Source organism: Thalassospira sp. HJ, from assembly GCF_000948415.1.
Lineage (GTDB): Bacteria > Pseudomonadota > Alphaproteobacteria > Rhodospirillales > Thalassospiraceae > Thalassospira.
Genome location: NZ_JYII01000002.1, coordinates 103,719 through 128,629 on the forward strand (window position 1 = coordinate 103,719; position 24,911 = coordinate 128,629).

Annotated in this window: 18 protein-coding genes; 9 read left to right on the plus strand and 9 right to left on the minus strand. The window is 54.4% G+C overall.

Features of this window, described 5'->3' with window-relative positions; all coding sequences use genetic code 11:
- Positions 1–129: 129 nt before the first annotated feature.
- The 3 genes from UF64_RS00590 (at position 130) to UF64_RS00600 (ending at position 3,250) form a co-directional block, all read left to right on the plus strand.
- Positions 130–630, plus strand: a complete 501-nt coding sequence (locus UF64_RS00590; protein ID WP_044826705.1) for a hypothetical protein — start codon at positions 130–132, stop codon at positions 628–630.
- Between the two features lie 167 nt (positions 631–797).
- Complete coding sequence (locus UF64_RS00595) at positions 798–1,889, plus strand: TRAP transporter substrate-binding protein (protein WP_044826665.1); 1,092 nt, start codon at positions 798–800, stop codon at positions 1,887–1,889.
- A 260-nt stretch (positions 1,890–2,149) separates the two neighbouring features.
- The gene (locus UF64_RS00600) at positions 2,150–3,250 is read left to right on the plus strand and encodes a TRAP transporter substrate-binding protein (protein ID WP_044826666.1); all 1,101 of its coding nucleotides are present in this window, start codon (positions 2,150–2,152) and stop codon (positions 3,248–3,250) included.
- Between the two features lie 64 nt (positions 3,251–3,314).
- On the opposite strand, the gene UF64_RS00605 is transcribed toward UF64_RS00600, so the two are convergent.
- Complete coding sequence (locus UF64_RS00605) at positions 3,315–3,974, minus strand: glutathione S-transferase family protein (RefSeq protein WP_044826667.1); 660 nt, start codon at positions 3,972–3,974, stop codon at positions 3,315–3,317.
- 104 nt (positions 3,975–4,078) lie between these two features.
- On the opposite strand from UF64_RS00605, the gene UF64_RS00610 reads away from it, so the two are divergent.
- On the plus strand, positions 4,079–4,576 hold the full coding sequence (locus tag UF64_RS00610; protein WP_044826668.1) for a helix-turn-helix domain-containing protein: 498 nt from the start codon (positions 4,079–4,081) through the stop codon (positions 4,574–4,576).
- Positions 4,577–4,645: 69 nt separating this feature from the next.
- On the opposite strand, the gene UF64_RS00615 is transcribed toward UF64_RS00610, so the two are convergent.
- Positions 4,646–5,038 carry a hypothetical protein gene (locus tag UF64_RS00615; protein WP_044826669.1) on the minus strand — a complete coding sequence of 131 codons (393 nt, stop codon included), beginning with the start codon at positions 5,036–5,038 and terminating at the stop codon, positions 4,646–4,648.
- Between the two features lie 161 nt (positions 5,039–5,199).
- Between UF64_RS00615 and UF64_RS00620 the strand changes: the two genes are divergently transcribed.
- Both UF64_RS00620 and UF64_RS00625 read left to right on the plus strand, forming a co-directional pair.
- Positions 5,200–9,168, plus strand: a complete 3,969-nt coding sequence (locus UF64_RS00620; protein ID WP_044826670.1) for a NahK/ErcS family hybrid sensor histidine kinase/response regulator — start codon at positions 5,200–5,202, stop codon at positions 9,166–9,168.
- Between the two features lie 3 nt (positions 9,169–9,171).
- Positions 9,172–11,109, plus strand: coding sequence for a hypothetical protein (locus UF64_RS00625; protein WP_044826671.1), 1,938 nt, complete (start codon positions 9,172–9,174; stop codon positions 11,107–11,109).
- Between the two features lie 138 nt (positions 11,110–11,247).
- On the opposite strand, the gene UF64_RS00630 is transcribed toward UF64_RS00625, so the two are convergent.
- From UF64_RS00630 to UF64_RS00650, 5 genes are all read right to left on the minus strand, one after another.
- A complete protein-coding gene (locus UF64_RS00630) occupies positions 11,248–11,457 on the minus strand; it encodes a type II toxin-antitoxin system HigA family antitoxin (protein ID WP_082049385.1) in 210 nt (69 codons plus the stop codon).
- Positions 11,458–11,499: 42 nt separating this feature from the next.
- Positions 11,500–12,114, minus strand: a complete 615-nt coding sequence (locus UF64_RS00635) for a LysE family translocator (RefSeq protein ID WP_152630569.1) — start codon at positions 12,112–12,114, stop codon at positions 11,500–11,502.
- Between the two features lie 209 nt (positions 12,115–12,323).
- Positions 12,324–13,151, minus strand: a complete 828-nt coding sequence (locus tag UF64_RS00640) for an AraC family transcriptional regulator (protein WP_044826672.1) — start codon at positions 13,149–13,151, stop codon at positions 12,324–12,326.
- 59 nt (positions 13,152–13,210) lie between these two features.
- The gene (locus UF64_RS00645) at positions 13,211–14,452 is read right to left on the minus strand and encodes an AI-2E family transporter (RefSeq protein ID WP_082049387.1); all 1,242 of its coding nucleotides are present in this window, start codon (positions 14,450–14,452) and stop codon (positions 13,211–13,213) included.
- 144 nt (positions 14,453–14,596) lie between these two features.
- Positions 14,597–15,268 carry a response regulator transcription factor gene (locus tag UF64_RS00650; protein WP_044826673.1) on the minus strand — a complete coding sequence of 224 codons (672 nt, stop codon included), beginning with the start codon at positions 15,266–15,268 and terminating at the stop codon, positions 14,597–14,599.
- Positions 15,269–15,697: 429 nt separating this feature from the next.
- Here UF64_RS00650 and pepN point away from each other — a divergent pair, with 429 nt between their 5' ends.
- Positions 15,698–18,337, plus strand: a complete 2,640-nt coding sequence (gene pepN / locus UF64_RS00655) for an aminopeptidase N (RefSeq protein ID WP_044826674.1) — start codon at positions 15,698–15,700, stop codon at positions 18,335–18,337.
- An 83-nt stretch (positions 18,338–18,420) separates the two neighbouring features.
- Here pepN and UF64_RS00660 read toward each other — a convergent pair whose 3' ends face one another.
- Positions 18,421–20,622 (minus strand): methyl-accepting chemotaxis protein, encoded by a 2,202-nt coding sequence (locus UF64_RS00660; RefSeq protein WP_044826675.1) that lies wholly within the window; start codon positions 20,620–20,622, stop codon positions 18,421–18,423.
- A 760-nt stretch (positions 20,623–21,382) separates the two neighbouring features.
- Here UF64_RS00660 and UF64_RS00670 point away from each other — a divergent pair.
- Together UF64_RS00670 and upp are read left to right on the plus strand one after the other, a co-directional pair.
- Positions 21,383–22,435, plus strand: coding sequence for an SPOR domain-containing protein (locus UF64_RS00670; protein ID WP_161794585.1), 1,053 nt, complete (start codon positions 21,383–21,385; stop codon positions 22,433–22,435).
- 265 nt (positions 22,436–22,700) lie between these two features.
- Positions 22,701–23,351, plus strand: coding sequence for a uracil phosphoribosyltransferase (upp, locus tag UF64_RS00675; protein ID WP_044826678.1), 651 nt, complete (start codon positions 22,701–22,703; stop codon positions 23,349–23,351).
- Positions 23,352–23,441: 90 nt separating this feature from the next.
- Here the strand turns inward: upp and UF64_RS00680 are convergent, their stop codons facing one another.
- Positions 23,442–23,885: a hypothetical protein gene (locus tag UF64_RS00680; RefSeq protein WP_235284917.1), complete on the minus strand. Its 444-nt coding sequence runs from the start codon at positions 23,883–23,885 to the stop codon at positions 23,442–23,444.
- Positions 23,886–24,911: the final 1,026 nt, after the last annotated feature.

The following is a 24,911-nucleotide window of genomic DNA, read 5'->3' on the forward strand; positions in this document are numbered from 1 at the left end:
TTAAGGGGGGTTGGATGCGGTTTTTTCGATAAATTTTCACGGATAGCGCGAAAATATTGAAAAAATTTCTCATTTCCAACGCTGCGACGTCATAGGGGTGTGTATACCTTTGGTTGAATGGAGGCCCCCATGCCTATCAATGCCACGCAGCTGCGTACCCTTGTCGTCAAACCGGTTCTGGCCGCCCTTGGATTGCCTGCACCTGATGTCGCGGAAAACCTGATCATGGGGACGGCCGCCCATGAGAGCCATCTGGGCGATTACATCGAACAGGTCGGCGGTGGTCCCGCACTCGGCATTTTTCAGATGGAGCCGGCAACCCTTCATGATTGCTATGAAAATTACCTTGATTACCGTGCTGATCTGAAAGCCAAGGTCGATGGTTTTCTTGCAGCCCAACCGGCACAGTCGGACGGCACACCGGACAAGGACGCACAATTGGCGACCAATCTGGCCTACGCGACCGCCCTGTGCCGCATTCGTTATTACCGCGCACCGACCGCGATGCCGACCGATCCGAATGACGTCAACGGGCTGGCTGCCTATTGGAAGCAGTACTACAACACCCCCCAAGGCGCCGGGACGGTTGAACAGTTTGTCGCCGATTACAATCGCTACCTTGGGTCGTAAAAGTACCAAGACGGTCCGGAAGCCTTATTTCCGTAGCGTCACGGAAAAATATTTCCCATTTTCCGCAAAAATAGTGGAAAACGGAGACCATTTTAGCCAAAATCCCCCTCCGCAGGCCGGTGGTTGCGCAAAAAACCACCAAAACACAAGAATCTAGGGGGATCGAAATGAAACGTCGTCAGTTCCTTAAAGGGGCGGGATTGGGTGCAGGTGCGGTTGCTGCTTCTGTTGCAGCACCGGCTGTCGTATCCGCGCAGGAAACGCTGAATTGGCGCATGGTTATGCCATGGCCGAAAGGCACGCCGGGGCTTGGCACCAATGCTGAAAAATTTGCCGCCATAGTCAAGGAGATGTCGGGTGGTCGCCTGAACATCACCATCTATGGTGCTGGCGAACTGGTGCCGCCGTTCGAATGCATGGATGCGGTCGAACAGGGCGTGGTCGAAATGGCGCACGGTACCCCTTATTACTGGCAGGGCAAAAACCCGGCTCTCAACTTCTTCTCGACCATTCCGTTCGGTCTGACCGCGTGGGAGCTTTCAAGCTGGATCCGCTTTGGCGATGGCCAGAAGCTTTGGGAAGAAGCTTACAACGAATTCAATGTCGTTCCGTTCTATGCCGGCAACTCCGGCATGCAGGCCGGTGGCTGGTTCAACAAGGAAATCAATTCCCTTGATGACCTGCAGGGCCTGAAGATGCGTTATGCCGGTCTTGGCGGCGAAGCAATGCGCCGTGCCGGTGCCAACGCCACCATGATCCCGCCGGGTGAAATCCTGCCGGCCATGCAGTCTGGCGCAATTGACGCGGCCGAGTGGGTTGGCCCGTGGAACGATATGGCCTTTGGCCTGTATCAGGTTGCCAAATACTACTACACCCCGGCCTTCCATGAGCCTGGCCCGGGTCTTGAGATCTTCGTTGGCAAGGACAAGTTCAACGAACTTGGCGCTGATCTGCAGGCGATCATTCGCTTTGCCGCACAGGCGATTGCCGAAAACACCTTTGCCGACTTCACCTTCAACAACATCCAGTCCTATCAGCCGCTGATCGACAAGGGTGTTGAAGTGCGTCAGTTCCCTGATGAAGTCATCATGACGCTGGCCGAACATTCCAAGGCTGCTGTTGATGAAATCGCCGCTCAGAACGATCTGTCGGGCCGTATTGCAACCAGCTACCTCGATTTCACCAAGAAGGCTGCACGCTATGGCAAGGAGTTCGAAGCGACCGGACTTCTGCACCGCGCAAAGGTCTGGGGCTACTAAGACCCGATTTTAAATCTTTGTCGAACCTCGCGGTTCGATCCCCGATCAGGGACTGCCAGCTTGGCAGTCCCTTTTTGTTTGTCTCCATGGTTGAAGATTTATCGATGAAATGTCGATGTCATGCGCTCAGTGCGATGCAGCATCCCGCAATCGTTAATTGTTGCCTGCGCCAAAAACCGTAACTTTGGCCGCAAACAAGGTTACGAAATTAGCTTCATGAACTTTTTGCGCAAAATTTTACCAATATTGGGAGCCCCACAATGAAACGTCGCGCGTTTCTGGGCGGCGCTGGCGTTGCCGCAGGCGCATTTGCCGCCACTGCCGCCGCACCATCGATCGTCAAAGCCAATGACACCATCAACTGGCGTATGGTTATGCCTTGGCCGAAAGGGACCCCGGGTCTGGGTGCCAATGGCGAACTGTTTGCCGAGCGTGTTAACAAGATGTCGGGTGGTCGCCTGAACATCACCGTTTATGGTGCGGGCGAACTGGTTCCGGCGCTTGAATGCATGGATGCGGTCGAGCAGGGCGTTGCCGATCTGGCACATGCCACCCCGTATTACTGGTTTGGCAAGGACCCGGCTGTTTCGTTCTTCACCACCATTCCGTTCGGTCTGATGGCGTGGGAACTTTCCGGTTGGCTGCGTTTTGGCGGTGGTCAGGCGCTTTGGGACGAGCTTTATGCCCAGTTCAACGTCAAGCCGTTCCTCGCTGGTAACACGGGCCTTCAGGCCGGTGGCTGGTTCAACAAGGAAATCAACTCGGTCGAAGACCTGCAGGGCCTTAAAGTCCGTTATGCCGGTATCGGTGGCGAAGCCATGCGCCGTCTGGGTGCGACCCCGTCGCTGCTTCCGGCTGCAGACATCCTGCCGAGCTTGCAGTCAGGTGCAATTGACGCGGCCGAGTGGGTTGGTCCGTGGAACGATTATGCCTTTGGCCTCGCATCGGTTGCCAAATACTACTACACCCCGGCATTCGCCGAACCGGGTTCGGGCATCGAAGTCTTCATCAACAAGGACAAGTTCGCTGAACTGCCTGAAGACCTGCAGGAAATCGTTGCTGTTGCGGCACAGGCCAATGTCGAACAGACCCTGTCGGACTTCACGTTTAACAACGTTCAGTCCTATCAGGCGATCCTTGAAAAAGGCACCGAGATCCGTCACTTCAATGACGATCTGATCAATGCCTTTGCCAAGGCCTCCAAAGAGGCGCTTGAAGAAATTGCTGCGAAGAATGAACTCACCGGTCGCATTTATGCGTCCGTGATGGATTTCGCCAAGAAAGCCGCGCCATACGGCAAGGAATTCGAGGCAACCGCGCTTAACCAGCGCGCCAATGTTTTTGCCAACGGCACTTACTAAGCCATCAGGTTTTGAAAGAAAAAGGCCGGCGTCACATGATGCCGGCCTTTTATTTTGGGCGGGCCTAGTCCATATGTTCGACCTCAAGCGGGAACAGATGGCGATAGGGCTTGGCATCCGCGATGCACCGGGCAAAGGATGGGCGTTCCATCAGCCGGTCACGCAGCGCGTGGACATGGCGATATTTGCGATCAATCGGATGGGTCCAGTGCGCATAAAACAGGGCGGGTCCCGCCGCACAATCGGCAAGACTGAAATCCTCACCCGCAGCCCAAGTGCGATCAGCCACCCTGTCATTAAGCCAGCCATAGGATGTTTCAAGCAGGTCAATCGCCTTGTTAACCCCATAAGCATCCCGGTCCTTTGCATCACGCAGAACGTCGAATACGACAGTCATTTGCGGGGTTGAGATGTAATTGTCAAAGAACCGATCCATAAAGCGTGCTTCAAGCGCCAGGGCCCGATCGCGCGGCACAAGGTCATGCCCGCTGTTATGATGCAGGTCGATATGTTCGATGATGATGCTGCTTTCCATGATGGTATGGCCGCTATCGATGATGACCGGCATGCGTTTGAGACGCCAGATTTCCTCAAACTCCGCCATGATTTCAGGGTCTTCGAAGTCAATCTTACGCAGGTCGTGGTCAACGCTGTGTTCGTGAAACGCGATCAAGGCCTTTTGGCAATAGGCAGAAAAGTGATGGCCATAGAATGTAATGGGCATGGTGGCCTCCCGTTATGATGAAATCTGATTGCATAATGCAATCAGTTGCCTTTTAACAAAACCGATCCTATTTTGCAATCAGTGTGAAAAAGGATGCTTTGGGAATGGATCAGCACCGTTCGGGATGCCCTATTAATCTGACATTGGAAGTTCTTGGTGATCGCTGGAGCCTGATCGTCATTCGCGACGTGATGTTTGGCAATCGCCGCCATTTCCGCGAACTGCTTGGCCAGTCTGAAGAAGGCATTGCCTCAAACATCCTTTCGACCCGTTTGAAACGACTGGTCGCAGAAGGTTTGTTGTTCAAATCTCCTGATCCAAGCCACGCGCAAAAATCGATCTATAGCCTGAGTGAACCGGCAATCGAGCTTGTCCCGCTTTTGGTTCAAATGGGGGCGTGGGGAAGGCGGCATACGCCGGTGTCAAAAGAACTGTCGATCCGTGCCCAATTGCTCGAAGAGGGCGGACCAATCATGTGGCAGTGTTTCATGGATGAGCTGCGCCATATCCATCTTGGTGCGCCCAAACCGGCCAAATCAGTCCTTGAAGAACTTCAAGATGCCTATCTGCGCGTGGTGGCCGAAGAAGCCGCCTCATCCTGAACGCAGATAAAAGAAAAGGGTGCCAAGGCACCCTGATCTGAAGTCGTCAAAATCGGCGTTCGTCTGTGCTTAGTGCACGGTGGGTGCGTTCGGGGTGGCGGGCAAATCGAACGTGAACCTGTCCTGATCCTTAAGCTCCTCATTGGCCGCACGTTTGACCAATTCAGCGGCCAGCACCAGCGATGTTTCAATCGCCCATTTTAGCTGTTCGACAGCGCCTTCATTCCCGGCATTAAGCGCCTCTGGCAGAATGCGTTCCTGCAGGAATTTGGCGACACCGGCAAAGGCGCGTGCGGCACTTTCGCAATTGTTGCGCTCCATCATGAAGCGGCCGGTCTGTTCAATCGCATCGGAAATCCCGGCCAGATGACCCATCATGATGCGAATTTCGGCGTCATCGGTTTCGGTTTTCTTGGCAACGAACCGCAGGATACCGGCGTAAAAGCCATAATCAGAAGCCATCTGAACCACGCTTTCCTTGATCTTTGGTCTCAAATCGATTTGCGCCGTTTTAGACAATAACACCCCCGTGGTATAGTCCCCGATCAGAGTTTATCCTAACCGCCTGAATTGGCGGCCGGAATAGAAGCCGGTTACAGAATGACACACAGGGCTACGCGCGGATGATCCAGGGCGGACTGATCTTTATTGTTGCCATGACCTATATCGGGTTGTTGTTTGCCATTGCCCATTATGGTGACAAATACGCCGATAAGTGGCGCTCATCCAAACTCAAACCATCGATCTATGCCCTCTCAATGGCGGTCTATTGCACAAGCTGGACGTTTTTTGGGTCGGTGGGCTCGGCTGCGACAGACGGTTGGGCGTTCTTGCCGATCTATATCGGCCCGATTGTGGTGATGATTGTCGGCTTTGGCATCATGACCAAGATCGCCCGCGTCTGTCATAAACAAAACATCACCTCCATCGCCGATTTTCTGGGTTCGCGCTATGGCAAAAGCCAGAGCCTGGCCGCCCTTGTAGCACTCATCGCGGTTGTGGGTGTGCTTGCCTATATTTCGCTGCAGCTCAAAGCCGTTTCGATGTCCTTTGATGTGCTGATCGGCGATCTGGGCGAACAGGTCGTCCGCCATTCCGAAGGCCATTTTTCCAAGGACACCGCGTTTTATGTCACCATCCTGATGGCGGTCTTCGCGATCCTGTTTGGCGTGCGCTATATCCATGCATCAGAACATCATGACGGGCTTATTCTGGCAGTGGCGTTTGAAAGCCTGATCAAGCTGGCCGCCCTTTTGATGGTCGGCTTCTTTGTTGTCTACGGGATGTTTGATGGCTTTGCCGATATCAATAAACGGGCGTTGGCCGATCCAACGGTACGGCAACTCTTCCTGCCCGATACCTGGCTGACATCGAACTTCTTTATCGCCACCATGCTGGCGGGCTTTGCCATTTTCTGTCTGCCGCGCCAGTTCCACGTCACCTTTGTTGAAAATGATGACAGCCGCAACCTGACCAGCGCGCGCTGGCTGTTTCCGGCCTATCTGATTGCGATCAACATCTTTGTTGTGCCGATTGCGATTGCGGGTCTGTTCATGTTTGGCCATAACCCGGCGGTCAATCCCGATACCTTTGTTCTGACCTTACCGTTGCTGGGCGGGCAGAACTGGCTGGCGGTGTTTGCCTTTATCGGTGGGCTTTCGGCCAGTACCGGCATGGTGATTGTGTCCTGTGTCGCGGTGTCGACCATGGTCTGTAACGATCTGGTTATGCCGCTTTTGCTGCGTTCCGAACGTCTTCAGAAACGCATGTCTGGCGATGTCAGTCAGGTGCTTCTGAAAATCCGGCGTGCGGCCATCATTGTCATCCTGTTTCTGGCCTATGGTTTCTATCGGTTCCTGGCGGAAAACTACGCACTGGCCGATATCGGCATCCTGTCCTTTGCCGCCATGGCGCAGTTCGGCCCGGCGGTTCTGGCCGCGATCTATCTTAAAAACATCAACCGGACCGGGGTGTGGCTGGGGCTTCTGTCGGGCTTCGGGCTTTGGGCCTATACGCTTTTAATGCCGGCCTTTGTGCAGGGTGGCTTGCTGCCATCCTCGATCCTGACCGACGGGCCGTTTGGTATTGGTATCCTGCATCCGCAAGCGCTTCTGGGGGTCGGGATTGAAGACCATCTGACCCACGGGGTTGTCTGGTCGCTTGGGGTCAACTTCGTTCTGATGTTTGTCGGCTCTGCTGTTGGTGTGCAGGGTGTCACCCAACGCCGTCAGGCACAGGTCTTTGTCGATGTCTGGCGCAAGGATACCCGGGCACGCAATGATACCTGGCCGGGCCGGGTGACGCTGGGCGATCTCGAAGACTTGGCTGCGCGCTTCCTGGGTAAGCATTGGGCACAGCGTGCCTTTCGCAATTATCTGCAAGCGCGCGACGGCGAAACCAAGCGGTCCGACATTGCCGATGTCGATGCCGCGAACTATACCGAACATCTGCTGTCGGGCGCGGTCGGGGCTGCATCCTCGCGCGTGGTGATGGCGTTGTTGCTGCCTGATAAGGCCGTTTCGCGCCGTGATGCGATGGAGCTGCTTGATGAAGCGTCCGAGGCCATCAAGTTCAACCGCGATCTTCTGCTCAACACGCTTGAAAACATCTCGCAAGGGGTAGGGGTGTTTGACCAGAACTTGCGCCTTGCGACATGGAACCACCGTTTCATTGATCTGCTGGGCATTTCGACCAGTGATATTCAGGTAACACTGCCGCTGTCCGAACTTGTTCATATCTGCCGCGATAACGGTAACCGGGCGGTCGACATTGATATCCTACTTGGCCGGAACGCCGCCCCGCAGATGCGCCGTTTACCGCACACCTATGAGCGTAAGCGCGCGGACGGCATGGTGCTTGAAGTCCGCACCAACCCGATGCCCGATGGCGGCTTTGTTGCTACCATCGCCGATATCACCGCCCGCGTGCGCACCGAAGAAGCCCTGCGCGATAGCGAACGCAACATCCGGATCTATACCGACAACATTCCGGTCATGATTGCCTATGCCGATAAAAATCAGCGCCTGCGCTTTACCAACCGGCCCTATGAGCGGATGTTTGGCCTGCGTCGGGTTGAGGCCCACGGCATGTCGGTCCGTGAAGCCGTGGGCGAGGAACGCTATGTCCATCTCGCCCCCATGATCGAGCTTGTGCTGCAGGGATATCGCCAAAGTTTCGAGATCGAATTCCCCGCCATCACGCGCAACCGCAATGACGAACGCGCCACCCTTGGCGTGCGCGAAGGCCGCTATGCCGAGGGCACCTATATCCCGCACTTTGATGAAACCGGCGAAGTGCTGGGCTATTTCTGCATCTATCACGACATTACCGAACGCAAGACCGCTGAACAGGCCCTCAAGGAAGCCAACGAGGGCCTTGAAGCCCGCGTGACCGAGCGAACGCACGCGTTGGAGGTCCTGAACTCCGAACTCTCGGACGCCAAGGAACAGGCCGAAACCGCCAACGATACCAAAACCCGCTTCTTTGCCGCAGCCAGCCACGACCTTCTGCAACCGCTTAATGCCGCGCGACTGTTTACCGTGGCACTGGGCGGCAAGCAGGGGCTGGCCGAAGACGTGCTGGATCTGGTCGGCAAGGTCGACCTGTCGCTTAAGGGCGTTGAGGAGTTGCTGAATGAACTCCTTGATATCTGCAAGCTTGATGCTGGCGCGATGCAGCCCACCGTGCGGGACTTTGCCATCAATGATGTGCTGGGCGCGCTTGAAACCGAATTTGGGCCGATTGCCGAAAATGCGGGGCTTAGCTTCAAGGTTCATAAACGCGATCTTTGGGTGCGCAGTGACAGTCGTTTGCTTAGGCGTATCTTGCAGAACTTCATTTCCAACGCCATGCGCTATACCCGCACCGGCGGGGCGGTGGTCGGCTGCCGTGTACGTGGGGATAAGCTGAAACTCGAAGTCTGGGATAGCGGGCCGGGCATCCCCGAAGACAAACTGAAAATCATCTTCCGCGAATTCCATCGCCTTGAAGGTCCGGAAACCACCGACGTGAAGGGGCTTGGCCTTGGCCTTGCCATCGTCGATCGCCTTGGCAAGTCGCTTGGCCATCCGGTTTCGGTGCGCTCGCGCCCCGGTCGCGGCACGGTCTTCTCGGTAGAAGTGCCGCTTGGTGTTGCCGACACAACCGTCACACCAAAACCCAAACGCCGCATGGCGGGCGAGCTGGGTGGCTTGCGTGTGCTGTGCCTTGATAACGAACCCAATATCCTTGATGGTATGCGCGCCATGCTGGAAAACTGGGATTGCGTCGTGGTGACTGCCCAATCGGGCACGGCTGCCGAAAACCTGCTGACCCAGGAAGTTGATGGCAAAAAGCCGTTCTCCCCGGACATCATCCTTGCCGATTACCACTTGGATTCCGGCCAGACGGGCCTTGATGTCTTGATCCGGCTTCGCGATGTTCACGGCGTTAACGTGCCCGGCGTCATCATCACCGCCGACCGCGCGTCCGAGACCGCCGACCTGATCGCCGCCCAAGGCTACTCGCTACTCAACAAACCGCTCCGCCCGGCCAAGCTGCGCGCGCTGATGACGCGTGCACTGAACCGGTTGGGAAGTGATGCGGCGGAGTAAAGGATGTTAAAATATGACGATCTGGCAACGTTCCTTGAATTATACGGCCAAGCATCTGAATACCAAAGTCGAAAAGAACCCTTAGACTTAGCAGAAACTCTCCATGGCGAGGATTTCTATGGCGGAGATCTTTGGCGTTTAGCTGACTCGCTAGAGATATATTGTCACTTTCATGACATTCCCCTAGACCCAGTGGGGGTCGTTAGACAGATATCGCGCGAGCTACATAGCAAAAAGTGTGTGGGGTTTGATGATAAAGAGGCTTGGCTTGAAGCGATTCATACTGTGCTGGAGAGTGAAAAACATTGCGAGGAGAAGTCGACTAACTGGCGTAACTTTCAAGTGGCTATGGCCTGTTTGCGGTTAAGAAATTGCGGCTATAAGTTTGAATTCCTAACGCTTGGACCAAGATTACAGCCTTCGTCAAGTTCTGCAGTAATATCCAAGATCAGGTCACTACTATGCCTGTTAGGCACCGAAGCGGTTGTTTCAAAAGTTTTTTCTGAAATGCGACATGCTAATCGCTACCACGACCAGATATGGTTGTTTGGAAACTTTGTACAACAGGTCTGGCCTAGTAAGGAGCCTACTTTGCCCTTTGGTTGGCTGCTTGGGATGGCAGTTAGGAATTCGAGTAAAGGAGTAATGTTAAGGAAACCTGATGTTGTTTGGAGACAATTAGTTCAATTATCTACAGATTATGCTGCGCACTTGGATTGTGAGCGCTACAGCACATTTGAACAAATTCAAATTGACCCGTTTAGTGTACCCGACGTGATGATGCGATCTATGTTGTGGGATACAACTTTTAGTGTATCTCAGGTCCCGAAAGCTGCTGTGGATAATTTAATTGACGCAATCAAGTATATCATTCCTCAAAAAGATAGGATTGCATCTAATCTTGAGCAGCTATTGCAGGAAATATTGGATTTTGCGAACACTCTGAATCCGGAAAGTGTATCTGTTTGCTTGGAAACAGATGTTAGGCGACGTTTCCCTATAATTTCAGATATGTGTATTCTAAAGGCATCTGGAACAAAGGACTATCGTGGTTTGCCAACAGACACGGTAGGTTGGGAATTAAGAAGTCCTCTATTCGATGCGGGGCAAAAGGGTAGATTGATCTGCATGCCAACAACGATAAGTTGCGCAGCGTTGTGTCCGTTGATCGTTTCAAAAATTAGAAGCATGTTCGAAGATTCTAGCCGTTTAATAGCTGATATCTATGAAAGAGCGGTTGAGCAATTAATTAGTAAAGGCGTTACCCGTATTGAGCGAGGGGTTAGATATTCTGTCGGAAAAACTCCCTATGACATAGATGTCATAGGAAAGGTCGATGATTTTGTTTTCGTTTCAGAAGTAAAATCAAAGGTGTTGACCTCGAAGGCAAAATCTTTGGAAATGATAAAATTCTATCAGGATTATGGGCAAACCTACATCAAAATGCTTGGTCAGTTGGCCGACAGGGAACTGCATCTTCGGGAGGGATGGTTAGAAAGTTGGCTAGATAATGAGAAAAAATTTCCAAATAAAATTATAAAACTGGCGGTGAATCCAACGTCATTTGGTCCAGTTACAAGTAGAATAATGACTACGGGTATTGTTAACGCTCTAGTTTCTATGAAGCTTGGAGTGATTGATGAATTAAAGAATCACAAAAATATTGTGAACGACTTCAATAAAGAGCTAGATAAATTATATAAAAAGCTAAAATTAGTGGCGCCAATTCGTGAAGATAAGTATGACTTTCACTCATATTTACATAATGTTTTTTGGCTAGATTTTGGTCAATTATCTTATCTCTTAACCCGCGCGGAAAATATATTCGAAGCTTTGCGGCCAATTACCAGCACGACATTTGCTACAAATGATTTTTGGTGTGAAGTTGCCTTTGCGGATAGGAGAGGTTTGGCAAAAAAATATTGGAAAAAGTCACATTGAAATCAACCCCATGGACCGGAAAAGGGGACACGGACAGATTTATTTTCTGTCTTACGCGCTTTGTCGAGCCTGCTGAATCAAGATATCCGCTAGAATATTCCAAGCTTTTCCGTTTTGCTCCCTGTAAAACAGGGCGGCCTAAACGGCGTCGAGGGCGGCAATCGGGAATTGTTGCGCTTCGTACTGGTCAATCAGTATACCAAGCACTTCCAACTGATCAGCCTCTGGCGTGCCGGGTTTGACATCCCAAAGGTTTTTGAGCTGTTCCATTGCTGCGTCATAGTCAGCTTCGGTCTTGATGGGCTTTATGGTATCGGGCGTTTGCATGGTAAGGCTTCCTTCAGTCATGGGTAGAATACCATAAGGCAGTGGTTGGGGCACAATGTTGTTCTAGCGGCTTGAGAACACAAGTTTGGCACCCATCGCAATAAAGGCGACGGCAAAACCCTTACCCATCCATGCCATGACCTTGGGGCGTTCGATAATGTGACTGCGGAGGGCGCCTGCAAAGCAGCCATAGACCACAAACACGGCAAACGTCATTGCCATGAAGATCAGGCCGAGCAGGGTCATTTCAAGTGTTGTATCGGGCGTGTTGGGGCTGACGAACTGCGGCAGGAAGGCAAGGAAGAAGACCGATAGCTTCGGGTTGAGCAGATTGAGCAATATCCCGTCGCGGATGATTTTAAGAACGCCGGTGGCACTTTCATTGGCGGTGACTTTCATCGCACCGGTCCCGTGCCACATCCCCCAGGCCATATAAAGCAACCAGGCCACGCCGAGATAGCGCACAATTTCAAAGGCGACCGCGCTGGCATGGAGCAGGGCGGCGAGGCCAAGGATGCTGGCGGTCATGTGCGGGACGATGCCAAGCGTGCAGCCAAAGGTGGCCCAGATGCTGGCTTTCATGCCGCGACCCAGACCGAGGGCTAGGGTATAGATCACGCCGGTGCCGGGCAGGGCGACGATGATGAGGGAGGTTATCAGGAAGTCGAGGCTGATCATGGTGCATCCGTTCGTTTGACTGTGTTGCCCTCAATTTACGGATGGACGGCAGCACATTCTTGAACGGAATTGCAGGATCTGATGATTTGCCCCAAACCGTCATTCCGGGCGGAGCGCAGACCCGGAATCCATGGGCAATCGCGGCAAAGATGGATTCCCGCCGGCGCGGGAATGACGTTTGGTTTGGGAGCCGTTTCTTTGGTGGTGGGTTAGTTCGAGCCGATCGCCCGTGCATAACGGCCGGGTGTCAGGCCGAAGGCCCGGACAAAGTGGCGGTTGAGGTGGCTTTGATCGGCAAAGCCCGCGGCACTGGCGATATCGGCAAGGGTTTCGCCCGATTTGATCATGGCGCGCGCCAGATCAATACGGCGTTGGATCAGATAGGCGTGCGGGGTCAGGCCGGTGGCCTGGGTAAAATTGCGCAGCGTTTGAAATTTGCTGAGTCCTGCCGCGTCGGCAAGATCATCAAGGCTGTGGCTAAGTTTTGGGCTGTCATCAAGCAGCGCCTTGGCGCGTTTGATCCGGGCATGTGCAACGGCGGTGCCCACGGTTGATTTCGGTTCGGGCTCGCCCGGTGAAATCATGGCGTGATGAAGCAATAGCAACAGCATTTCTTCACGTCGCAGCCGTGCACTTTCTTCCGATCCATTGGTGATGGCATCAAATAGTGCGCCAAAGCATTGCCGGACTTCCGGGCTATCCATCACGGGACGGGTGAACTCATATTGATCGGTGGCAGCGTCACTAAGGTCGTGTGCTGCCTGCGCAATCAGGGCCGGGTCGAAATACAGCATGTTCCAGCCGCGCGGCGCATCGCCGATCGGATGCCCATCATGCACTTCACGCGGATTGACTGTGATGATATTGCCAGCCCCGGCTTCGACCATGCCACGCCCGGAGGCCGATTTTTGCGCCCCTGAATACATGAAGCCGATGCCAAACGCCTCATGGGTGTGTTTGGCAAAGGAATGGCGTGTTTCGGCCATGACGGATTCAACACCCAGACAATCATGGGCAATGATTTCGACCTTGTTCATCGGCCAAAGGTGGCAGTGTTTGGCTCATTTGGCAATGGCGTGATGCGTGATCGTGCGGGTTATGATGATCGCTGTGGCGGCATGCGTTCGGGAAGGCTTCGCTCCGGCCCGCTGCCCATAGCATGCGGCCCCAGCAATTCACGCAATCCACCAAGGCCATCAACATGATTGGCAATCACACGGGTCACGATAAGAAGCGGGACGGCAACCAGAATGCCCATCACACCCCACATCCAGCCCCAGAAGGCAACACCAAGCACAATCGCGATCGAGTTGATGCGAAGCCGGTTGCCAACAAGGGCCGGGGTAATGATCTGCCCTTCAAGGGCGGTAAAGGCGAAATAAAGCGCGGGGGCCAAAAGCGCCTCGGCCGTGGTTTGCATCGAAACAAGCCCGACAACGGCAACAATCGCAACCCCGGTCAGCGCCCCCAGAACCGGCACATAATTCAGAACCGCGGCAACAATGCCCCACAGCACCGGGTTGGGCAGGCCAATCACCGCCATCAGCGTGCCGATAACAATGCCCAGCACAATATTGATCGCCGAGATGGTGGCAAGATAGCGCGAGACTTCGCGTTCGATATCATGGGCGATGCGCAAACCCTTGCGCCGGTCGCCAAAGGTCGGCAGGGCACGCACCAGTTTCTCGTAAACCAGATCGCCGGCGGTCAGGATAAACAGCAACAGCACCAGCATCATCGCGATCCCGGCCAGGATATCGGGCGCGCCCTGTGCGGCCTGACTGATCAGGTTGGGCTCGGTGACGACGACCTTTTGCACATCCTCATCACCATCATCCTGTTCGGTGGCTTCTGTTACCTGCTGCTGGGCATCGCGGAGCTTATCAAGCGGCTCGCTCAGATCAGCCAGACGCAAACGCAGGCGTTGCTCTATCTGCGGGGCTTCCTCGATCCAGCCCGATACCGGCCCGCTTAACCCGTAAATCCCGGCAATAACCGAGGCACTCAGGGTCAGTGCAATCGCAAGCGCACTGATCGCGCGGGGGATGCGAAACCGCGCAAGGGTGCGCACCAGTGGTGAGAAGACGAGTGACAGCAAAAAGGCCAGCACAACCGGCAAAAGCAGGCTTTGCGCAATGTAAAGACAGCCGAGAAACAGAATGCCAAACGTCCCGATCACCGAGATCGTCCGCGCCCGACGATAAACAAGCGCGCGCGATGTCCGCATCCGGTCTTCGGATGGCGCGCCGGGGCGGCTTGGCTTTGCGGTGTCGTTCGCGTTTTCGTTGGTGCTGGTGTCGGTGCTGGCGGGATCGTTCCCGGCCACGGGCGTTGTCATGCAGAAGCTCCTGCTTGGACGGGACAAGGCCCGCAGATAAAGGTCTATCTGCGTTAAACGTTCTGATCGGAACAAGGTTCCGTCAGGTATGTATAGAGGATCATTGTCAGATCAGGCTTGCATCCGCTCTCGGGGCAGGGTGCCTCAGGCATCAATCGCCGGTTCCTGCAACTGCAATTCGCGGGCGATGATCACGGCCTGGGTGCGGCTATGGACCGAAAGTTTGCGCAGGATGGCCGATACGTGGGCCTTGACGGTCGCCTCGGTCACGTCAAGCTCATAGGCGATCTGCTTGTTGAGCTTGCCTTCGGTCAGCATGTTAAGAACACGCAATTGCTGCGGGGTGAGCTGGCCGATCTTTTCGGCCAAACCGGTGGCCTCGTCATCTGCCGGGCCGTTTTCCATGGCTTCGCGTGCCCAATCAGGCATCCACATGCCACCATCAAGCACGGTTTTGACCGCAAGGCCGATCTGATCGACCGGGGCTGATTTCGGTACAAAGGCCGACGCGCCGTATTCGATGGAACGCCGCACAACCGGAAGTTCCTGGCTGGCCGAAACGATGGAAACCGGAATGTCGGGATAGGATGCACGCAGGGTAAACAGGCCAGTAAAGCCGTTCATGCCGGGCATATGCAGATCCAGCAGGACAAGGTCGATATCGCCCTTATGTGCTTCGACCTGATCGATGGCTTCAAAAAGGCTTCCGGCTTCAAGGACCGATACATTTTCCAGTTCTGAGCTTAAGGCCTGTTTGAGTGCTCCGCGTACGAGCGGATGGTCATCGGCGATCAGAATCTGGAAGTTATCGGACATTGGCCATGTTCCCCTGAAAGTTATCGTTCCCCGACAGGTCGCAATTATTCTATCCCGATCAATCGGAACTCACAAAGAAATAGGTGAGAAAATGTTGGGATATTTTGATTTGGGTGTGGATGCGACCCGGTTGGCGCCAATCTGCATGGAAGGTTTTGTCTGGAAAAACGGGCAGAAAGGTTGAGGGAAACCAAAGATCACTCTCGCCCCACGAAATGTGAAACTTTGGCCCCCCTCGCGCCACCGTTTGAGAGTATGCCCATTAAAATCGGTGCCGTAAACTCCGCATTTGAGGAAAAATGAAATTTATCCTATCAGTGATATCACTGACCGAAATTCAGTACTGAAACACCACACTGCATTGCGAAATTGGCGAATTTATACAATCCGTTCCAAAACCGCGCAGCCCAAGGAAAAAAGGACACCTCAATGTCTGAACAGCCGCAAGTGATCCGTCGCGAAGACTATAAGGAACCTGACTTTATTGTCGAAAAGGTCGAACTGGTTTTTGACCTTGATCGTGACGTCACAAATGTCAAATCGCGCCTGTTTATGGCTGCGAATCCTGTGCGCGGTACCGGAAAGGGGGACGAAGTTTTCCTGCATGGCGAGGATATGAAGCTGCTTTCCGTCACACTCGATGGTGCGCGTCTGGCTTCAAGTGATTTCAGTGTCGATCAGGAAGGCCTGCGTTTCATGGCACCAAGCGAAACCTTTATCGCCGAGCTTGAAACCCAAATTTCACCGGCCAACAACACCCGCCTTGAGGGGCTTTATGTTTCGCAAAGCGCCTTTTGCACTCAGTGCGAGGCCGAAGGTTTCCGTCGCATCACCTATTTCCCGGATCGCCCGGATGTAATGGCGACCTATAAGGTCACGATCAATGCCAACAAGGAAAGCTGCCCGGTTCTGCTGTCAAACGGCAACCTGATCGATAGCGGCGATCTTGAGGGTGGGCGTCATTTCGCGGTGTGGGAAGATCCGTTCCCCAAGCCGTCCTATCTGTTTGCGCTGGTGGCCGGTGATCTGGCCTGTGTTGAAGACAGTTTCAAAACCATGTCGGGCCGCGATGTGGCGCTTCGTATTTTTGTCGAACATGGCAATGAAGATCGTTGCGACTATGCGATGGACAGTCTCAAGCGGTCGATGAAGTGGGATGAGGAGGTCTATGGCCTCGAATACGATCTTGATCTGTTTAACATTGTCGCGGTGTCCGACTTCAATATGGGCGCGATGGAAAACAAGAGCCTCAATGTTTTCAATGCCAAGTTCGTTCTCGCACGGCCTGATACGGCGACCGATGTTGATTATGAACGCATCGAATCCATCGTGGCACACGAATATTTCCATAACTGGTCGGGCAACCGTGTTACCTGCCGTGACTGGTTCCAGCTGTCCCTGAAAGAAGGCCTGACTGTTTTCCGTGATCAGGAATTCTCGGCTGATCAGCGCTCCCGCCCGGTGCAGCGCATCAAGGACGTCAACGCCCTTCGCGCGGCCCAGTTCCCTGAAGATGGCGGGCCGCTGGCCCATCCGGTACGCCCGGACAGCTATATGGAAATCAACAACTTCTATACAGCCACGGTCTATGAAAAGGGTGCGGAACTGATCCGCATGATGCATACGCTGCTGGGCGCGGATGGCTATCGCAAGGGCATCGACCTTTACTTTGATCGCCATGACGGGCAGGCGGTGACCTGTGATGACTTCGCCAAGGCAATGGAAGATGCCAATGGTGCGGACTTCACGCAGCTCAAACTCTGGTATTCGCAGGCCGGTACACCGAAACTCGGCTGGCAGGGCGAATATGATGCGGATGCCAAACAATACCGTTTGACCATCACCCAGAAAACCGACCCGACCCCGGGGCAGCCAGACAAGAAACCGCTGCATATGCCGATTTCAATCGGGCTTCTGGGCGCGGATGGTTCGGATCTGGTTGCCAAGACGGTCGAACTCACCGAGGCAAGCCAGGAATTCATCTTTGACGGCGTTTCTGAAAAGCCGGTTCTGTCCTTTAACCGGGGATTCTCCGCACCGGTCAACATCACAACCGATCAGCCAGATGACGAACTTGTCTTCCTGATGGGTAACGACAGTGATGCTTTTAACCACTGGGAAGCCGGGCAGAAATACGCAACCCGGCTGATGCTTTCTGCCATTGCGGCCTATGAAGCAAATGGCGGCGATGTCGATGCGGCCTTTGCGGGCGAACAGGCCCGGGTAGACGCCTTTATCGCGGCGATGCGCACGACACTTGTGAATGACGATCTTGATAAGGCGTTTCGTGCCGATGCGCTTGTTCTACCGGGCGAGGCCTTCCTGTCCGAACAGCGCAGTCCCGCCAATCCCGAGGCGATCTATCAGGTCCGCACGGCCCTTCGCAAACGCATCGGGCAGGTGCTTGGCGACGATTTCGCCAATACCTATCACCAGAATGCATCAAATGCGGCCTTTACCCCGGATGCGGCATCGGCAGGCCAACGCGCCTTGCGCGCAACGGCATTGGCCTATCTGGTGGCAAGCGGGGTGGATGAATATGCCGATATCGCCGCCGCGCAATACGGCACGGCAGATAACATGACCGATCAGATGGCAGCCCTTTCTGTGCTGAATAACCTTGATCATCCGGGCCGTGGAACTGCACTGTCCGATTTCGAGGAACGCTTTGCCAGTGATGCCGTCGTGCTCGATAAATGGTTCTCGCTGCAGGCCATGTCATCGCGTGAAGATACTCTGGCGCGCGTCAAAGACCTGATGAGCCATCCAGCCTTTACCATGCGCAACCCCAACAAGGTGCGCGCATTGATCGGTGCCTTTGCCATGGCCAATCCGCGTCATTTCCATGCCAAGGATGGCTCGGGCTATGAATTCTATGCCGATCGCCTGATCGAGCTTGATGACATCAACCCGCAGGTTGCCGCACGCCTGTGCTCGCCGCTTGGTAAATGGGCGAAATACGATGCGGATCGGGCAGACAAGATGAAGGCCGCCCTGAACCGCATCCTCGCCAAACCGGAACTCTCGCGCGATCTTTATGAAATCGCATCGAAGTCGGTTGCAAGCTGATCACGGGACCAGTTGATCACATGAAAAGGGCGGCACCGCAAAGTGCCGCCCTTTATTGTTGGGCATTGTGATCGAAAAGCAGATCAGGTCAGCTTCATCCGCTCGCTAAACTCACGCATTTTTTCTGACAGGTTGTGCGCCACTTCCGAAAGGTTGTGGCTGGCTGTGTTCAGGTCATGGGCGTTACGGCCCGTTCCCTGCGCCCCATCATTCACAAACGTGATCATTTCATCCATCGATCCGGCACCGGCCGCAATGCGCTGCACGTTTTCGGAAATCTCGCCGGTTGCCCGGCGCTGCTCATCCACCGAATGAGTGATCGTCAACTGGATGTCGTTGACCTGATGAATGACCTCGCCAACCGTGCTGATCGACTGGGCGGCCTTTTGCACTTCCTGCTGAATGGCTGCGGTCAGATCACCGATCTGACCGGTGGCATTCGCGGTCTGATCGGCAAGCGATTTGACCTCGTTCGCCACCACGGCAAAGCCCTTGCCAAGTTCACCGGCACGTTCGGCTTCAATCGTTGCGTTAAGCGAAAGAAGCTTGGTGCGGTGGGCAATATCGTTGATCAGATCGATGATCGATCCGATCTCGGCACTGGCCTTTTCAAGCGACCCGATATTGCGCTGGCTTTCCTCGGCTTCCTCGCGTGCCCGTCCGGTCACGTTGGATGCCTCGGTTGCCTGACGGTTGATCTCGGCAATCGAGGATGAAAGTTCTTCGACTGCCGTGGCAACGTTCTGGGTGTTGGATGCCGCATCGCGCGATACCTCCAAAGCACTGCCAGATTGCTGCACGGTGTTTTCCGACTGGCTTGTCAGTTCGTTGGCAAGGCTGAGCAACCCTTCGGACTGTTCGGTCACCGATTGGGCAACACGGGCAACCTCGGCCATCATCTCGGTGACCGCGATCTTGCTTTCCTCGCGCTCACTGACATCGTTCCAGGCCAGCATGGTGCCCAGAAGGACATTGTCCTTGTCGCGCACAGGGGCTGCCAGAACATCAAGATAGCCACGTTCGGTCTGGATGATCTCTGTGAACGGCAGGTTGTTCGGATTGGCAAGCTTGGTCTGGAACTCCGCACCAAGATGCAGGAAATCACCCGAAATCGTTTCCGTCGTGCCGCCAAGATAGTCCTGCGCACTGGCATTAAGGTAGCTCAGCTTGCCATCAGGCAGGATCATCGCCGTCATGGTCGGTGTGTTTTCGACCATGTTTTGCAGGATCATGGCCTGACGCACCGATTCACGCAGCGCAATCAGCGCCTTTTTCATCTCGCCGATTTCGTCTTTGCCGACATCGGGCAGGGTCACGTTCGTATCCCCGTTCGAGATCGAGGTCATCGCACGGGCAAAGGCCCGCAGGTTGCGCAAGACCGTTGTCCGCAACAGGATCCAGCCGACGATCCAGCCCGCCAGCAGCACGCCGACCAGAATCTCGATCGACAGCAGTCGCAAACTATCGGTCTGGGCATAGAAGTCCGACACATCGCGGTCAAAGCTGGCCTCGGCCCAGACCCCGCCGCGACCATCGCTGATGACGACATCTACAGCGGTACGGTGCGTCCCGCCGGTATCGGCCGGTTTGGCTTCGGTCTCAGGTGCCTCGGGGTTTTCCGCCGGTGCTGCAGCATCGGCATTTTCTGCGGTGGCATCACCGGCGGGGGCTGCTCCGGCTTGTGCTTCTGCCGGGGCCTCAAGGCTTTCAAACAGAACCGTGCCGGAACTATCGAGAATCTGGAAGTTGCCGCCCAGAACCTTACCAATGCCTTCAAGCTGGGGCAGGGGATCGGTAATGACTTCAAGGAAGCCAACCGCACGGAACCCACCCACTGGCAGGATCAGGCTAAAGACCGGGCGTCCGTCCGGGGTGGCCCACATAAAGCTTGCCGGTTTGCGTGCTTCGGCCTTTTCGCGACCGGTCAGAAAGGCTTTGACGTCGGGATTATCGGTAACGCTGGCGCCAAGATTGGCATCCGATATTGCCAGTTGATTGAATTCCTGATCATAGGAAACCGCATCAAGAAGGTTCACATCCCCCTGAACCACTTCACGCGCATTCGACAGGATATTGAGCTCGGCCTTCATGCGGGTCTGGTCATTTTCCTGATAGCTTTTGACCAGACTGCCAAGCCGAGACCATTCATTGGCGATGGGGGTGATTTTGTCGGCATAGTCGGTGGCAATACGCGACCCGACAAAGAAATTGACTGTGCCACTGACTGAATTGTTCAGCGTCTCAATCGCAAAGTTGCGATAGGTGTCACCGGTCCAAAGCAGCATCCATGTAACAGCACCCGAAACCAGTAACCCCGTTACGAGTAAGATTCGCCGTAACGTCAGAAGGCTGGTAGCGCCCCCTGTAATAGCCGTCTTCGCGGCCTTGTCTCCCGTCATATTCGTCACTCCAGAGCAAACCGTGTTTATTTTTGTATTGGTTCAGTTGGCTCGCATCGCTCCCATTCACACCGCTACTTTTATGAGTAGTTTCCCTGATCCAAACAGAGCTTGATCTGTAAAACAATCCCTTAGTGCGCTGTCCTTGAGGATAGCTGCGGCTTACAGCTGGTTTAAAATTGTCTACAATTTCGAAATTCTCGTTTTGGTTGGGGGGCTTAGCCCCGATTTGCGAGCGCGTTTTCGACGCACTAAAATTTTTTCTGCGAATGTGTGTGATAATCGTTTGCATTTGCAAATTCGATGCTCTATGACTGTGTTTGTCAAATGCAGACGACAACGTCGTTTGTGACCGGCCATCAGGCTGACATGGCGTGCCTGATGGCTTCTATCTTCGGGACTCTCTCTCCCCGAAGGTCGATCTCTCTCACTCGAGGGGGCTGGTATCCGGATCATTGTGCGGGACAATGCCGGGGAACATACCAGTCCCCCTTTTTTTATCCAAAACGAACGATCCATAGCGACCCTCGCACGGCAGGGCACGAGCGGTGCGGTTGCAGGTCTGCGCATGGCTTTAGCGTTTTATAAAGGTGCTGGCGGTTAAAAACGTAGGGTAACTTTGATGTCGTGAAGGATGGCCAAATCCATGGCTGGCGAAGACCACACCAATAAACCTGATTTGCGCGCAACCCCGGAACCGCAAGGTGATCCGGATGCCGGGCAAAAGGATGCACCACTTCCGGCCTTTATCTATGGCCGGGACGGGCAGGGTGATGGTAACGCAAGCGGGGGAAAGCACCCCGGTGATCGGCAAAACCTTAATGCACGGATAGCGGATATGGATCGCAAAACCCTTCTTGGCCTGGTCACGGGCGCCGGCATGCTGGGCCTTGTCTTGTTCTTTGCTGGCATGCTGGTCGGCGCAGGACTGTTTATGGATTCTGATGATGCGGCCCGCACCACGCAAACCGAACAGACGCAAGTCGAAATGCTGGCCTCCGCCCCGGAAGAGCCCGAGGTAATCGAAAAAGCAACCCCGGAGGCATCCGAACCGGTCGCCACTCCGGAAATAGCCGAGGATAGCGACGATCCGGTCGGCGATCTGATTGCCCAGCGCACCGAGGCCCTTGCAGATGATGCCACCAACAGCGAAGAGGCGGCAACTGAAGCGACCGAGACCGCAGAAGAAACCGCGGCCGACGCAACCGATTCAACCGAAATCGCAGCACCGGAAATCCGCGACGTGACCGGTACCACCGATGATGCGCCCGCCGCACCGGCAGCCCCGGAAGCACCAGCCGTTGATAGCGCACAGGATAGCACCGCAACCGAAGCAGCCGAGGCAGAAGCGGAAGAACCGGTAGCACAAGAAACCGAAACCGCTGCTGCACCGGAACTGGCCCCATCGGCCCCGGCGACTGAGTCTGCTGCAAACGCCGACAAGCCCTTCTCCGTTCAGGTCGGCGCCTTCAAGGTGCACGAAAATGCCAGCCAGCGGGCAGAGGAACTGCGCGGTGAGGGACTTGAAGTCGCGGTCGTCGTTCGTGGTCCGGAAGATGAAGGTGCCTGGTACTATGTCCGCATCGGATCTTACGCCACGCTTGCGGCAGCGCGAGATGACGCGGCAAAGATCAAGGCCGATCATTCGCTTGACGGTTTCCCGGTCCGGGCCGAGCCGAACGACCGCGTGGTGAATTGATGCGTGGGAACGGCTAACGCACACACTTTATATATAGTGATGTCAGAATGCAGAGCGGGGTGGTCATATGGGCCGCCCCGCTTTTCTGTTGGGTATGGCACCTTCAATTGCCAAATTCATCTCATCGGGTTTGTTTTTGTCATCTGATTGGGGCATTCTACTTGCCATCCTCGGACAAAGGCGCTACGCGCTAGGTTCGCAAACATCAGATGGGCAGCCGCATGTTTCGGACGGCTGCAAAGCAAGACAGGATGGCCGAAAGCACATGAGCACGCACAAGGATTTCCCGAACCTTCATATTCTTGATCATCCGCTGATCCAGCATAAGCTGAGCCACATGCGCAAGGTCAGCACCTCGACCAAGACCTTCCGTCAGCTGCTCAAGGAAATTGCCCTTCTGATGGGCTATGAAATCACCCGCGAGCTTCCTGTTAGCTTCGAAGACATCGAAACCCCGATCTGCCCGATGAAGGCGCCGGTCATTCAGGGCCGCAAACTGGCGGTCGTGCCGATCCTGCGCGCCGGTTCGGGCATGGCCGATGGCCTGATTGAACTGATGCCCTCAGCCCGCATCGGCCATATTGGCCTCTATCGTGATCCGGAAACCCACATGCCGGTCGAATATCTCGTTAAACTGCCGGAAGTCGAAGGCCGTACCTTCATTCTGGTTGACCCGATGCTGGCAACCGGCAACTCGGCGGTGGCTGCGATTGATACGCTCAATAAATATGGTGTCGCAGACAAGGACATCCGCTTCATGGCGCTGGTTGCAGCACCTGAAGGTGTCAAAGTCTTCCAGGACGCGCACCCGGATGTGCCGATCTTTACCGCCGGCCTTGATGAGAAGCTCAATGAAAAGGCCTATATCGTGCCGGGCCTTGGCGATGCCGGTGACCGTCTGTTCGGGACGCGCTAAACCACGTGATCGAAGCCGATGCTTTTGCATTAAAAAAAAAAGGGTGCCGTTTGGCACCCTTTTTGTTTTTTGATCTGATCGGGTTTGCGATCAGCCTTTTGGCGACACCGTAATATCGACCACCGATCCGGCAAAGGAACCGCCGGTAAGCTTGATGGTCGCCACCCGGTTTTCGCGGTCATAGACCAGAACCGAAATATCGGCACGCACCACGGTCACCTTGCTCCAGCCGAAATTGGGCATTTCGCGCTCATAGAAATCATACATCTGCGCCTGTGAGCCACCGGCATTCAGGACAAGGCGTCCGTGCCAGGCGTCGGATGCGCCAAAGATGATGCTTCTATCCATATCCAGTGACGAATTGGATGGCATCGGAATATCGGTAAACTGTGTGAAGGACGGACCCGGCTGGCCACCTTTGCCATCACTACTGCCCGTACCCGTGTTGGGCACAAGGTTGGTGCCAGAGCACCCGGCAAGAGAGAGCCCCGCAATGGCGGCGGCACATATAAGATATTGTCGCAGTCTCATCATCTTCCTTCGGTCCCCTGATGCCCGTCTTTCAGGCTCACGACATGTTAATTTGGTTCGAATGGTCTCCCGGATTTGTGCGGATATGCGAAGCAAAATCACAGGAAGATCGATATCTTTCAAGATTTTGCGACAAAATAGCCCGTGCAAATCCGGGAGATCCATAAGGACAGGTATTATATTTGTGAACTCCTGCGTCAAACCCCTTGCTAGGGATGCCGACCCGAACTGCGGGCTTTTCCTAGGGTTTCACAAATATAATACCTGCCATTCGAGCCAAATTAACATGTCGTGAGCCTGGTGAGGGGTATCTTTATCTCGCCTTATCATCGGGCGATAATGTAAAGGAAAGGTTCACATATTCGCTTTTGCGGCATTTTGCGGCCTTGTACGGATCCGATGCCCAAAAGGGCAAAGCGCGCTTTGAACTATCAGGGGTAATATGACGTTGCGCATTGCACCAAATCAAACGGTTTTGCCCCTGATTGGACGATCTACGAGGAAACATGGCTGTTGCGATCAGGTCTTTTTCGAATCATTTTGATCCGGCGCAATGTTTTTTGGCTTCTAAAAGCCTAGGCTTTGTGGGCTGTTTTCAGGGCCTTTGCTGGATTTTTCAACCATGGGTCTTCGGTGTAATGCAGTCTGACTGTTATGGTTGGATATGGCCGTTTGGCTATCACCTTGAAAAACAACAGTATTTATAAAAATGCCGATTAAATGCACTTTTTTCCGAAAAAGGTGTTTACAGGTTTGTATTGGGGCCCTATAACCCGCCTCCACCGACGGGGTGCGGCGCCAACGAGACGGCGACGCGGAACGGACGGTTCGGGGCTTCGGCCTTTGAGTTCTTTGACATTGTAGATCAGAAGGAAGGGATGCGCGGGCAGCGTTATGGCGCTAAAGTCTGTGCATCCTGGAGACGACGGATCGATTTGGATTTATTCAGATTGATTTGTGGTAACCACCAAAATGTGCAGACGTTAATTTTGAAGAGTTTGTCTATGAGACAAGCTTGGATTGAACATG

Excerpts from the sequence above, each read along its gene's own strand:
- UF64_RS00615 (WP_044826669.1), bottom strand. The coding sequence starts at position 5,038 with ATGGCTTCTGATTATGGCTTTTACGCCGGTATCCTGCGGTTCGTTGCC.
- UF64_RS00590 (WP_044826705.1), top strand. The coding sequence starts at position 130 with ATGCCTATCAATGCCACGCAGCTGCGTACCCTTGTCGTCAAACCGGTT.
- UF64_RS00630 (WP_082049385.1), bottom strand. The coding sequence starts at position 11,457 with ATGACTGAAGGAAGCCTTACCATGCAAACGCCCGATACCATAAAGCCC.
- upp (WP_044826678.1), top strand. The coding sequence starts at position 22,701 with ATGAGCACGCACAAGGATTTCCCGAACCTTCATATTCTTGATCATCCG.
- UF64_RS00645 (WP_082049387.1), bottom strand. The coding sequence starts at position 14,452 with ATGACAACGCCCGTGGCCGGGAACGATCCCGCCAGCACCGACACCAGC.
- pepN (WP_044826674.1), top strand. The coding sequence starts at position 15,698 with ATGTCTGAACAGCCGCAAGTGATCCGTCGCGAAGACTATAAGGAACCT.
- UF64_RS00610 (WP_044826668.1), top strand. The coding sequence starts at position 4,079 with ATGGATCAGCACCGTTCGGGATGCCCTATTAATCTGACATTGGAAGTT.
- UF64_RS00605 (WP_044826667.1), bottom strand. The coding sequence starts at position 3,974 with ATGCCCATTACATTCTATGGCCATCACTTTTCTGCCTATTGCCAAAAG.
- UF64_RS00620 (WP_044826670.1), top strand. The coding sequence starts at position 5,200 with ATGATCCAGGGCGGACTGATCTTTATTGTTGCCATGACCTATATCGGG.
- UF64_RS00670 (WP_161794585.1), top strand. The coding sequence starts at position 21,383 with ATGGCTGGCGAAGACCACACCAATAAACCTGATTTGCGCGCAACCCCG.
- UF64_RS00625 (WP_044826671.1), top strand. The coding sequence starts at position 9,172 with ATGTTAAAATATGACGATCTGGCAACGTTCCTTGAATTATACGGCCAA.
- UF64_RS00640 (WP_044826672.1), bottom strand. The coding sequence starts at position 13,151 with ATGAACAAGGTCGAAATCATTGCCCATGATTGTCTGGGTGTTGAATCC.
- UF64_RS00660 (WP_044826675.1), bottom strand. The coding sequence starts at position 20,622 with ATGCTGCTTTGGACCGGTGACACCTATCGCAACTTTGCGATTGAGACG.
- UF64_RS00680 (WP_235284917.1), bottom strand. The coding sequence starts at position 23,885 with ATGATGAGACTGCGACAATATCTTATATGTGCCGCCGCCATTGCGGGG.
- UF64_RS00635 (WP_152630569.1), bottom strand. The coding sequence starts at position 12,114 with ATGATCAGCCTCGACTTCCTGATAACCTCCCTCATCATCGTCGCCCTG.
- UF64_RS00595 (WP_044826665.1), top strand. The coding sequence starts at position 798 with ATGAAACGTCGTCAGTTCCTTAAAGGGGCGGGATTGGGTGCAGGTGCG.
- UF64_RS00600 (WP_044826666.1), top strand. The coding sequence starts at position 2,150 with ATGAAACGTCGCGCGTTTCTGGGCGGCGCTGGCGTTGCCGCAGGCGCA.
- UF64_RS00650 (WP_044826673.1), bottom strand. The coding sequence starts at position 15,268 with ATGTCCGATAACTTCCAGATTCTGATCGCCGATGACCATCCGCTCGTA.